At 44.6% G+C, this 11,426-nt stretch carries 9 protein-coding genes, 4 tRNA genes and 1 pseudogene; 11 read left to right on the forward strand and 3 right to left on the reverse strand.

Going from position 1 to position 11,426, the window contains the following annotated elements:
* Both V3S16_RS01690 and V3S16_RS01695 read right to left on the reverse strand, forming a co-directional pair.
* Positions 1-77 (reverse strand) — tRNA-Pro (locus V3S16_RS01690).
* A gap of 250 nt (positions 78-327) precedes the next feature.
* Positions 328-1,101, reverse strand: a complete 774-nt coding sequence (locus V3S16_RS01695) for an N-acetylmuramoyl-L-alanine amidase family protein (protein WP_413882943.1) — start codon at positions 1,099-1,101, stop codon at positions 328-330.
* Between the two features lie 141 nt (positions 1,102-1,242).
* On the opposite strand from V3S16_RS01695, the gene V3S16_RS01700 reads away from it, so the two are divergent.
* From V3S16_RS01700 to V3S16_RS01750, 11 genes are all read left to right on the forward strand, one after another.
* Positions 1,243-1,326, forward strand: a tRNA-Leu gene (locus V3S16_RS01700).
* Positions 1,327-1,345: 19 nt separating this feature from the next.
* Positions 1,346-2,683, forward strand: coding sequence for a trigger factor (gene tig / locus V3S16_RS01705; RefSeq protein WP_413882944.1), 1,338 nt, complete (start codon positions 1,346-1,348; stop codon positions 2,681-2,683).
* A gap of 243 nt (positions 2,684-2,926) precedes the next feature.
* Positions 2,927-3,526, forward strand: a complete 600-nt coding sequence (gene clpP / locus V3S16_RS01710) for an ATP-dependent Clp endopeptidase proteolytic subunit ClpP (protein ID WP_413882951.1) — start codon at positions 2,927-2,929, stop codon at positions 3,524-3,526.
* Position 3,527: 1 nt separating this feature from the next.
* Positions 3,528-4,772 (forward strand): ATP-dependent Clp protease ATP-binding subunit ClpX, encoded by a 1,245-nt coding sequence (gene clpX / locus V3S16_RS01715; RefSeq protein ID WP_413882945.1) that lies wholly within the window; start codon positions 3,528-3,530, stop codon positions 4,770-4,772.
* Positions 4,773-4,902: 130 nt separating this feature from the next.
* On the forward strand, positions 4,903-7,344 hold the full coding sequence (gene lon, locus V3S16_RS01720) for an endopeptidase La (protein WP_413882946.1): 2,442 nt from the start codon (positions 4,903-4,905) through the stop codon (positions 7,342-7,344).
* 124 nt (positions 7,345-7,468) lie between these two features.
* Positions 7,469-7,544 (forward strand) — tRNA-Val (locus V3S16_RS01725).
* 360 nt (positions 7,545-7,904) lie between these two features.
* On the forward strand, positions 7,905-8,621 hold the full coding sequence (locus V3S16_RS01730) for a hypothetical protein (protein WP_413882947.1): 717 nt from the start codon (positions 7,905-7,907) through the stop codon (positions 8,619-8,621).
* Positions 8,622-8,630: 9 nt separating this feature from the next.
* Positions 8,631-9,338 (forward strand): hypothetical protein, encoded by a 708-nt coding sequence (locus tag V3S16_RS01735; RefSeq protein ID WP_413882948.1) that lies wholly within the window; start codon positions 8,631-8,633, stop codon positions 9,336-9,338.
* Between the two features lie 99 nt (positions 9,339-9,437).
* Positions 9,438-9,731 carry a hypothetical protein gene (locus V3S16_RS01740; RefSeq protein ID WP_413882949.1) on the forward strand — a complete coding sequence of 98 codons (294 nt, stop codon included), beginning with the start codon at positions 9,438-9,440 and terminating at the stop codon, positions 9,729-9,731.
* Between the two features lie 518 nt (positions 9,732-10,249).
* Positions 10,250-10,327: transfer RNA gene (locus V3S16_RS01745), tRNA-Asp, on the forward strand.
* Between the two features lie 46 nt (positions 10,328-10,373).
* Positions 10,374-10,631 (forward strand): GIY-YIG nuclease family protein, encoded by a 258-nt coding sequence (locus V3S16_RS01750; protein ID WP_413882950.1) that lies wholly within the window; start codon positions 10,374-10,376, stop codon positions 10,629-10,631.
* A 215-nt stretch (positions 10,632-10,846) separates the two neighbouring features.
* Here the strand turns inward: V3S16_RS01750 and V3S16_RS01755 are convergent.
* Positions 10,847-11,426, reverse strand: a pseudogene (locus tag V3S16_RS01755) (acetoacetate--CoA ligase); the annotation flags it as partial.

Raw genomic sequence — 11,426 nt, forward strand, 5'->3', positions numbered from 1 at the left:
TGGTCGGGGCGCCCAGATTTGAACTGGGGACTTCCTGCTCCCAAAGCAGGCGCGCTTCCAGGCTGCGCCACGCCCCGATCATCAATAATTCCTAACACGCTTTTTTTAAACCTGCAAGACTATAATGCTGAATCCGTACGAGTCGAATTCAGCACGATTTAGGTTTAAAGTGATGAGGGTGATTTTTCGCGACAGCGAAGATAGTTTTTGTTCGGCCAGCTTGGTCCGTGAAGGGCTGATCATTTTCACGGGGGGTCGGCCGAGCAAAAGGGATATGTCTGCGATTGTCCGCGTGGGTCTGTGGCTAATTTAATATAAAAATTTGGGTCAACGGACTTTTTGGAAAAACTCGTCAATAGCGGCGCGGATTCCTTTGGCAATTTTGGACAAGACATTGATATCACGCAATGATTTTTCTTCAGCCGGGTTGGTGATATAGCCGATTTCAATGACAACCGCCGGCATATCAGCTCCCTCAAGCACCATCAGCGGTGCCCCGCGAACTTTGCTTTCGATAAATATTACCTGCGCGTTAATGCGTTTGCGAATCAATTCGGCCAGGGCGTTGCTGGTGGTTTTATGCCGGTTTTGAATTTTCTTCCAGGGTATCTGAGTGCCGGATTTTAGCGGTTTTAATAGTTCGGTTGTTTGTGTCAGGGCCGGGCCTAAAGGCTCTTTGAAATAATAAAGCGTCATACCGCTGGCCTGATAATGAAAACTACCACCCGTATGGATACTTATGAACAGGTCGGCGACCTCATGGTTGGCCGTTGCCGTGCGGCCCGGAATATCAAGCCAATAATCATCGGTGCGTGTCAAAATCACCTTATAGGTGTTGGAAAGTTCAACAGCGATTATGCGGGCAAGATTGAACGTTACGGTTTTTTCTAAGGTTCTTTCGGGACCCTTGGCCCCCTTAGCATACCCTCCATGCCCGGGATCGATAACAATAACCCTTTGATAATTAACAATGTTCGGTTTTTTGGCATATCCTTCGGCCACCAAAATGACCGGCAGCAAAATTGCGCAACATAGAGCAATCAGACGCAAAACAATGGCATGCTGTTTGCAGTATGGTGACATGATGGATGCTTTGCTCAATTTTCTTGACACCCTGAGGGTTTGATAATATTTTTGATATAGCTTTTTATTGATCTTTAATATATATAAAGATATTGTTCAAGCAACAGTTTTGAAGCTTTCTAGAGGGGGCGTTTTGCAAAGGTCTCCAGATACCGACATGCGAGAGTGGCGGAACTGGTAGACGCACTGGACTTAGGATCCAGTTCTGGGTACAGAGTGGGAGTTCGAGTCTCCCCTCTCGCACTTATTAAAAAGGAATGTTATGCAAGTTACGGTTAAAGATGTAAGCACTGTTAAAAAGATCCTTCATATTGAGGTTCCTGAAGAAGATGTAGTCCGGGAACTTGACAATGCTTACAAAATCCTCAAGAAAAAAGCAAAAATCAAAGGATTTCGTCCTGGAAAGGCGCCTCGATCGATTTTGGAGCGCATGTTTAAAAAGGATGTTCATAATGATGTTACTTCCAGGTTGCTCCAGGATTCATTTATAGCGGCACTAAAGGAGACCGATCTGTCAATTGTGGGGCAACCACAGCTGGATCCGCCCGGACTTAACGAAAAAGGGCCTTATAAGTATGAAGCTACCGTGGAAGTAAAACCGGAGCTTGGGGAACTGGATTTCAAGGGCTTAACGTTGAAAAAGACTCTGTATGAGGTCAGTGATGAAGAGGTAGATACGCAACTTAAACTGCTTCAAAAAAACCTGGCCAAACCGGAACCTATTACCGAGGAGCGACCGGTTCAGGAAAACGATTTTGTCAGCATCGATTACGAAGGTTTTAAAGACGGACAGCCCTTTGTCGAAACCCAAAAGACCAAAAATTTCACCATGAAAATCGGCGCCGGGAGCATTTTAAAAGAGTTGGACGAACAGATAATAGGCATGCAACCGGGCGCAAGCCGTGAAATAGAGGTTAAATTTCCCGAAGACTACTTTAATGCTAAGCTGGCCAACCAGGAAATAACTTTTAAGGTGACGGTCAACGAAATCCGGGAAGAAAAGCTGCCGGAAATCGATGATGAATTTGCAAAACAACTGGGCCAGTATGACAACCTGGATGAAGCGAAAAAGGCCATCACCGACAACCTGAAGCAGGGCTATGATAAACGGGCTGAACATGAGCTGAATGAACAGATTTTTGAAGCTTTGATTGCCAAAACAGAGTTTGAATTGCCCGAATCGATGGTCGAATATGAACTGGAAGGAATCGTTGAAGAGGCTGAGAGGTCTTTTGCCTATTATAATAAGTCCATGGAAGAGGCGGGACTTTCCAAGGAAAAGCTTTCCGAACAATATCGAGACACCGCTGAAAAGCAGGTAAGACGCCACCTGATCTTGAGCCATATCATCGACCAGGAAACGCTGACCCTGGCGGACGAAGAACTGGAAAAAGGTTTTGAGGAGATAGCCGCCAATCTTAATCAGCCCGCCGAACAAATCCGTAGCTATTATCAACAGAATGGTGATAAGCTTGAAATATTCAAGCACACCCTCCTTGAAAAAAATGCAATTAAGCTTATAATTGAAGATAGCATCGTAGAAGAAGTGGAGCCTGAAAAAGCACTGCAAGCGGATAAAGAACAAGAGGATCAGCAATAGTCCGGGCATCAATTTGATTTCTAACTATAATTTTTGGTAACTTCTCAATAACCTCGGGGAAAAGGGCTTCAGCGCGGCAAAGCCGCTTCATATAAAATCACTTTTAGTGATTTTACATATTGATAGCGCCTTTTTTGAAAAATTCTGAAGCCCGACGCTTTTCTAAACCCTAACTTATTGAGAAGTTACAATTTTTGTTTTTAAGTAATTGATAAAAGGAGATAATTAGTGCCGCTAATACCAATGGTAATCGAGCAGAGCAGCCGGGGCGAGCGTGCCTATGATATATTTTCACGGCTCCTTAAGGACAGGATATTATTTATAGGTTCTGCCATGAATGATGAGATTGCGAACCTAATCATAGCGCAGCTTTTATTTCTTGAATCCGAAGAACCGGAAAAGGACATTAATTTTTACATCAATTCGCCCGGCGGTGTGGTTACGGCCGGATTGGCAGTTTACGATACCATGCAATACATTAAGCCGGACATTGCTACCGTATGCATTGGTCAGGCCGCCAGCATGGGGGCACTCCTGCTGACTGCCGGCACCAAAGGCAAGCGCTATACCCTTCCCAATGCAAGGATCCTGCTCCATCAGCCCATGGGCGGCTTTAGCGGCCAAGCCTCTGATATTGCCATTCAGGCCAGTGAAATTCTGCGCATGAAAGACACCCTCAACAGTATCCTGATGAAGCATACAGGCAAAGATATAAAACAAATACAAGACGATACGGACCGTGATTTTTTCATGACCGGCGCAGAAGCCAAAGAATACGGCATAGTCGATCATGTTATTGTCAACCGGGAAGATTTTGAGAAAATAGAAAAGGCGGAGAGCTAAAATGACAAAAAAAGGTGATGCCAACGACAACCTCTTCTGCTCATTCTGCGGTAAAAACCAGAAAGAAGTGCAGAAACTTATAGCCGGACCTGCGGTTTATATATGCGATGAATGCATCCAGCTGTGCAGTGAAATCATTGAAGAGGAAATAGAGAAAGATACCGAAAATCTGGAACAGATTCTTATCCCCAAAGAAATCAAACAGCTGCTGAGCGAATATGTGATTGAACAGAATCCGGCCAAAAAAATACTCGCAGTAGCAGTATATAACCATTACAAGCGTCTTGAAACTACTGTTAAAACAGGAGATGTGGAAATCCAGAAAAGCAACATACTCCTGATAGGACCTACCGGCTGTGGCAAAACGCTGCTGGCCCAGACCCTGGCCCGATTTTTAAAGGTACCCTTTACCATTGCTGATGCCACGAGCTTGACCGAAGCAGGTTATGTCGGTGAGGATGTGGAAAACATAATCCTGTCGCTGCTTCAGAATGCTGATTATGATGTGGAAAAAGCCAAGCGCGGCATTGTGTACATTGACGAAATCGATAAAATTGCCCGCAAATCCGAAAATCCGTCTATTACCCGTGATGTTTCCGGGGAAGGGGTGCAGCAGGCCCTTTTAAAAATTATAGAAGGAACCACGGCCAGCGTACCGCCTAAGGGCGGCCGGAAGCACCCCCAGCAGGATTTTGTCAAGGTTGACACCTCCAACATCCTCTTTATCTGCGGCGGGACCTTTACCGGACTCGAAGAGATTATCCAGCGGCGCATGGGGTCCAAAACCATGGGGTTCGGGGCTAAAATCGTCAAACGGGATGAGAAAAAAATCGGTGAAATCTTAAAGGAAGTTCAGCCTGAAGACTTGATAAAGTTTGGTCTGATCCCTGAATTTCTTGGCCGTCTGCCGGTGGTGGCAACGCTTGACTTGTTGAATGCGGATGCGCTGATCAGAATCTTAATAGAGCCGAAAAATGCTTTGGTCAAGCAGTTTAAAAAGCTTATGGAGATAGAAGGGGTCAATCTTAGATTTACGGACAGCGCCCTTTCAGCCATTGCCAATGAGGCCTTGAAACGCAAATCCGGCGCCAGGGGACTGCGCGCCATTCTGGAGGGCTGCATGATCGAAATCATGTATGAAATTCCTTCCTTGGACAATGTCAAGGAGTGCGTTATTGGAGAAGATGTAGTGCTCAACCAAGAAGATCCGATCTTGTTGTTTGAGCAGACCAAAAAGCAGGCTTAGCACAGATGATGGCGTCGTAAAAAGTCGAATGCATCACGTTTTAGGTTTGAGGTTGTTTTACAATATCTTTACAAGCGCATAAAGCATAGCGCTTGAAACGTTTACGAGCAAAGAAATCAAAGAGAGAGTCATGATTAATTTCCCAAAGTTTTTTAAAGAAGATGATTCCCAGGCCCCGCCTGAGGTCCTGCCGCTATTACCGTTAAGAGACATTGTTGTTTTTCCGCACATGGTTGCACCGCTTTTTGTGGGGCGTTTAAAATCAGTCAGCGCCCTTACCGATGCCATGAACAATGACAAAAGAGTGTTTTTAGCCACTCAGAAAAAGGCCAAAGTTGACAACCCTACGGCAAAAGATATCAGTACCGTCGGAACCATTGCCAGCGTTTTGCAGCTGCTGCGGCTCCCGGATGGCACGGTTAAAGCCCTGGTTGAAGGAAAATCCAGAGGAAAAATTTCTCGTTTTGTAAAAAACAAAGAGTTTTTTAAGGTTGAAATCACGACGATTGCGGAACAATCATTATCGGATGCAGAGAGTATGGCGCATACGCGGGCCATTAATAAAAGCTTCAGCGAGTATGCCAAAATAAACCAGAACATTTCCAAAGATCTGGTCAACAGTGTTGCCACCATCTCTGATCCCGGCAAGCTGGCTGACACCGTGGCCGCCCATTTTTCCTTCAAGATCGAGGATAAACAGCGCCTGCTGGAGACTATCATCCTGGAAGATCGACTTTCTCTATTGTTGCGTTTGATAAAGATGGAGATCGATATTTTTCAGATGGATAAGCGCATAAAGGTGCGCGTCAAGGATCAGATGGAAAAGACTCAGAAAAATTATTATCTGAGCGAGCAGATGCGGGCCATCAAAAAGGAGATCGGAACGGAAGAAGATCCTGGTAACGAACTCAAGGATCTTGAAAAACGCATCAAGCGCAAACGTATGTCCAAGGAGGCCGCTGCTAAAGCCCGGCATGAGTTTAAAAAGCTCAAGATGATGACGCCCATGTCGGCCGAAGCAACCGTAGTGCGCACTTACATAGACTGGATGATCAGCCTGCCCTGGTTCGACAGAAGCAAGGTGCGTACAGATATTGATGAAGCCGAGAAAATATTAGATGAAGATCATTATGGTTTGGGAAAACCCAAAGAGCGCATCTTAGAATACCTTGCGGTCCAATCTTTGGTCAAAAAGATCCGGGGGCCAATCCTGTGTTTTGTCGGCCCGCCCGGTGTCGGCAAGACATCGCTGGCAAAATCGGTTGCCAGGGCTACCGGCAGAAAGTTTGTGCGTCTCTCCTTAGGGGGCGTACGCGATGAAGCTGAAATTCGGGGCCACCGGCGCACGTATATCGGTGCGCTGCCGGGCAAGATAATCCAGTCTCTGAAAAAAGTAGGGGCCAACAACCCGGTGTTTTGCCTTGACGAAGTCGATAAAATGAGCATGGACTTCCGGGGTGATCCTTCGGCGGCCCTGCTGGAGGTGCTTGATCCCGAACAGAACTTTAGTTTCAATGACCACTACCTTGATATTGATTACGATCTTTCAGACGTTCTCTTTATCACGACCGCCAATACCCTTCCGGAGATACCGCTTCCCTTGCAAGACCGGATGGAAGTTATACACCTTCCCGGCTATGCCGAATATGAAAAATATCATATCGCCAGGGGTTTTCTAATATCCAAACAGATCAAAATGAACGGGTTGTCTGATTATGACCTGCGATTTTCCAAAAATGCGGTCATGCAGCTCATTCGGCGGTATACACGCGAATCCGGGGTAAGAAATCTCGAACGTGAGATTGCCTCGGTCTGCCGCAAAATTGCCCGCGAGGCCGCCAAGAAAAAGGGTGTTAAAACTTTCAAAATAACGGCCCAATCAATTCAAAAACGCTTAGGTCCGCCGCGTTTCAGGCACGGACAGATAGAGGAAAAGGATCAAATCGGTATTGTTACCGGACTGGCCTGGACCCAGGTGGGCGGAGATTTGCTGTGGGTTGAAACTTTGATAATGCCCGGCAAGGGTGAACTGATTATGACCGGCAAGCTGGGAGATGTGATGAAAGAATCAGCCCAGGCCGCCGTAAGTTACGTTCGGTCCCGCACCGGTCAGCTTGCGATCGACGACGAGTTTTACAAAACGAAAGATATTCACATCCATATCCCTGAAGGCGCCATTCCCAAAGACGGTCCTTCAGCCGGGATTGCAATGTGTACATCGCTGGTGTCGGCCCTCACCAAACGGCCGGTTTACCGCGATATTGCCATGACCGGCGAGCTCACCCTGCGGGGCCGCCTGCTGCCGGTGGGAGGATTAAAGGAGAAAATTCTGGCCGCGCATCGGGGTGGGATCAAGAAAGTCGTGATACCTAAAGAAAACCAAAAGGATTTAAAGGACATACCTACTACTGTCGCCAAACAGATCGAAATCGTTTTTGCCGAACATATGGACGAGGTTCTGCCCCAGGCCTTAATCCTAAATGAAGGCGATAAGCTGTTTCAAGAAAGTGATATTCCATTTGAAATCATGTCTAAGGATGTGGATGGGGAGCAGCCAACCGCTTTAATATGAGTTCCTTTTTTTAAGTTCACCAGGCGGACGTTTTATAAAATCGCAAAGCGATTTTATCTTGACTTGATATTGTTATATTGTTAGCTGTTCAGGTCTTTAAATACTATGGACTAAACCCTAATGTGGGCGGGTAGCTCAGCTGGGTGAGCATCGGCCTTACAAGCCGAGGGTCACAGGTTCAAGCCCTGTTCCGCCCACCAACAAAATCAAAGGGTTAGCCAATTGCGGTTAACCCTTTTTCTGTTTGGCGGGCCTTTGGGTGCAGGGGGGGTGCATTTGGGTGCTGATAATCAGGATCATCAAGACCGTCAACCTCTGATTTGTTCTTGCCGGGGATCCAATGGTAATACAAAATAACGAACCGGCAGAACCGGTAGAAAGACCAATTATTCAAGGGTTCAGTAAAAAACCGACCGCTTGCTTGGGCAAAAGATATTGAAACTATATTGCATTTTTCCCTTATCTGATATATGAATGTTATAATAAACAATCTTGCAGCTTAAAAAACTCCAAAAGAACCATTCACTTGTTTTTATTGTCGCCAAAAAGGAATATTGTTGATGCTTGAATTTACAGTTGTAAAAGTATTGGCTGCGATATTTACTCCTGATTTCAACATAACCAACTCCCTTAAAATAGCAAATGTCGCATTCAATTTATTGGAAGGTCGCTTAGATGGAGAACCAACCATCCTCCCTATACCTCAGGATGCTCCTGCAGATATCCCGAGAATTACATTACAATCTTCTGACAAGCTATTATCGCTCTCAGTCGCTCCCTCAAGAACTAATTTGGAATTTAGTGTTCCAATAGACTTAGTCGTTGATGTAATTGATTATTCATCCTATTATTCAGATTTGCCAAAATTCTTGGTAGAATTCTCTTCGGAACTAGGTTTAATGGTTCAAAGAATCGGATATGTTACTGAAAGATTGATAATTCGAGATGATGTTTTATCTTTAATAATGGATAAATTTTGCAATAAAGCCCAAACCAGTAAGGGACGACCATTTCATAATCCTAAAAGGTTTGAAATTCATTCATTGAAAAAATATAATTGGGAAGATTTTCAACTTAATTCATGGGTGAGATTGAGATATTTACCGATCACAATTAAAGATGAGGAGAACAAACCAGCCCTTTTAGTACAAAATGATCTTAACACATTATCATATAAAGATGATCCTGGCTCCGAATTTAATACTAAAGTTATAGAAAAATTTTTCGATAATATACCAAGTCATTTAGAACAGATTTGGAATTTGTACTTTGAATAGGGAGTATATATGCAACCACAAACTTTTGTAGAAGAAAGAAAGAAATTTGAAGATTATCTTTTCGCTAGAAATTTAACAACCGTTGATGATCAGGAAAACGAATACTTTATTCCCAGCTCTGATTATGTGGAGAAAACTTGCGTCTTTATAAAGCCAGAACAAAGCGAAGATACTACCCCACAATCAGTAACCCTCGACTCCCTGTGTACTGTTATTATAAGATCCCCTGGCACCGAACAATATTTGGACGATTTATATTTATGCTACACAAAAGATAAAAAAAAGTCGGGCGATAATGAGATAAATGAAGATCGCCTTGAATTGCAGATAAAGGCTAAGCTAGTAGATAAAAATAAACAACCATTGTTAGATGATCTTTATGCAGTTTATAAGGAATGCTCAGAAGTAAACTGGGATGGTTACGGTGCTCAACCAATATCAAAAAAAGCCTATTTAGAAGCAGGAAAATTAATTAGGTTGTTACCCTCCAACATTAAAGAGCCTGAAATTGTGCCTGAGCCAACAGGCGAAATTGCTTTTGAATGGTACATTGGAAAACGCTTTATTTTTGTTATTAGCGTTGGTGGTAACAATTCGATTGCTTACGCTGGATTGTTTGGAAGCACAAGCAAGACCCACGGAACTGAATATTTTGGCACCAAGCTACCCTCTATAATAGTTGATAATATTCAGAGGTTATTTGAAAAGGCAAAATAAGTTTTGGACAAAGCTATTTCACCCAGTGAGGATCTAACTCGGTATCTCTTAAACCATCGCCTTATTAGGGCTAACAGAACAGTAAGATGGAATGCCTTTATGCCTAATCAAAATGGGGAAACGTCTGTGTATCGTATATCAGGCATTTCCGATACAGAAATCTTTGAGATTGGGAAAAGGTTCGTAGCAAGCGTAAATGATAAACCCCTGCTTGGGCGAACTGATATAGTTGTTTCAAAAGTAATCGAGCAAAAACTAAGCGTCAATCCAGATCCCACCCCACATCATAGACACGCAAATATTTGTGGCTGGCCAGATGAAAAATCAGAAAAAAGACTAATCGCCATTGAACTTGAAAATCACGCAAAACCTCATTTAATAGATAACTCCTAACACCCTCTTGTGACAAAATGTGACAGAAATTGATTTTTTTGCCTATTTTCTTTCTATTGTTTATACACCTCAAAAAATTCGGTTCCAGGGTGCATATAGGGTGCATTTGCTCTTGACGATTCATTACAATATGATATGATTTGACACTTTAAATGCTTTGTTATGGTATAAAGGCTTGTAATCATTACGGCAAAAATAAATCTTACAAGCCGAGGGTCACAGGTTCAAGCCCTGTTCCGCCCACCATTACAGACTTCAAAAGCGACCCGCACAACAAAGGGCGTGGTTAAAAATAAAATTCGGGGGTGTAGCTCAGTTTGGTTAGAGCGTCCCGTCATGCCTGACGGGAAGGCCGCGGGTTCAGAGTAATCCGGCCTAAAGGGGCCATCCAAATAAAGGTCGTATTTAAGCATAAGTTTCGGGGGTGTAGCTCAGTTTGGTTAGAGCGTCCCGTCATGCCTGACGGGAAGGTCGCGAGTTCCATCTCTGTTTCGGTTAACATTTAAACAGATATTTTTGGGGGTGTAGCTCAGTTTGGTTAGAGCGCTGGCCTGTCAAGCCAGAGGTCGCGAGTTCAAGTCTCGTCACTCCCGCCACCAACAAATTAGCCTATCGTTAACATCGTCGGTAGGCTTTTTTATTATGAGCTATTTTGTATACATCATTCGAAGTGACAGGGACGGCAGCTATTATGTGGGCTCCACCCAAGATATTGAAGAGCGGCTGATCCGACATAACCAAGGCAGATCGAAGTACACGAAGAACAGAGGCCCCTGGGTGGTGGTATATTTGGAGGAACATTCAACAAGAGGTGATGCGGTTAAGAGAGAGAATGCTATCAAGAACCGCAAAAGTAGTGATTACATTGCAAACTTGGTAAGAGCGTCCCGTCCTTCATGACGGGAAGGTCGCGAGTTCAAGTCTCGTCACTCCCGCCAAGAATAAAATGCCCGTTACAATTTTACGGGTTTTTTTTGTTAGATAGGCAGCTTGGTTAGAGCGTCCCGTCACTCCCGCCACAACTATATCAAGAGCTTGGAAGATTTGTCTAAGCTTTTTCCCACCTTAAGTTATATAGGATTTTGGCTCAATCGAGGTAATCGTGAAACTGCGTGTTAATCTTCTTGCAGCTCCTTTAAATCAGCATAGTAGTCGAGGGCTTCCGGGTTTCTTAAGGCATCCTTGTTGAGTACCGGCTGGTTGTGAATAACCTGCTTGACCGCCAGTTCGACCTTTTTCATATTAAGGGTGTAAGGGATATCCGGCACGGCCAGGATTTTAGCCGGAACATGCCTGGGAGAGGCATTGGTACGAATTACATGTTTGGTTTTGTTGACGATTTCTTCGGTCAATTCATAACCTGCGGCCATCCGGACGAAAAGGATAACCCGGACATCATTTTTCCAGTTTTGCCCGACAACAATTGAGTCCTCCACTTCCGGTACGCGGGCCACTTGGCGGTAGATCTCGGCCGTTCCAATCCGTACCCCGCCGGGGTTCAGGGTGGCGTCCGAACGCCCGCAAATGACCACTCCGCCCCGTTCGGTTACGACAATATAATCTCCATGCCGCCAGATGTTTGCATAAACGTCAAAATAAGCGTCGTGGTATTTCTTGTTCTCCGGGTCGTTCCAGAAATAGATGGGCATGGAAGGAAAAGGGGCCGCGCACACCAGTTCGCCCTCCTGGTTGATA

The organism is Candidatus Desulfatibia sp. (assembly GCF_036446775.1).
Taxonomy (GTDB): domain Bacteria; phylum Desulfobacterota; class Desulfobacteria; order Desulfobacterales; family UBA11574; genus Desulfatibia_A.

Bases quoted from the DNA above. Each gene is read 5' to 3' on its own strand.
- V3S16_RS01735 (WP_413882948.1), top strand. From the start codon at position 8,631: ATGCAACCACAAACTTTTGTAGAAGAAAGAAAGAAATTTGAAGATTAT.
- clpP (WP_413882951.1), top strand. From the start codon at position 2,927: ATGGTAATCGAGCAGAGCAGCCGGGGCGAGCGTGCCTATGATATATTT.
- V3S16_RS01750 (WP_413882950.1), top strand. From the start codon at position 10,374: ATGAGCTATTTTGTATACATCATTCGAAGTGACAGGGACGGCAGCTAT.
- clpX (WP_413882945.1), top strand. From the start codon at position 3,528: ATGACAAAAAAAGGTGATGCCAACGACAACCTCTTCTGCTCATTCTGC.
- lon (WP_413882946.1), top strand. From the start codon at position 4,903: ATGATTAATTTCCCAAAGTTTTTTAAAGAAGATGATTCCCAGGCCCCG.
- V3S16_RS01730 (WP_413882947.1), top strand. From the start codon at position 7,905: ATGCTTGAATTTACAGTTGTAAAAGTATTGGCTGCGATATTTACTCCT.
- V3S16_RS01740 (WP_413882949.1), top strand. From the start codon at position 9,438: ATGCCTAATCAAAATGGGGAAACGTCTGTGTATCGTATATCAGGCATT.
- tig (WP_413882944.1), top strand. From the start codon at position 1,346: ATGCAAGTTACGGTTAAAGATGTAAGCACTGTTAAAAAGATCCTTCAT.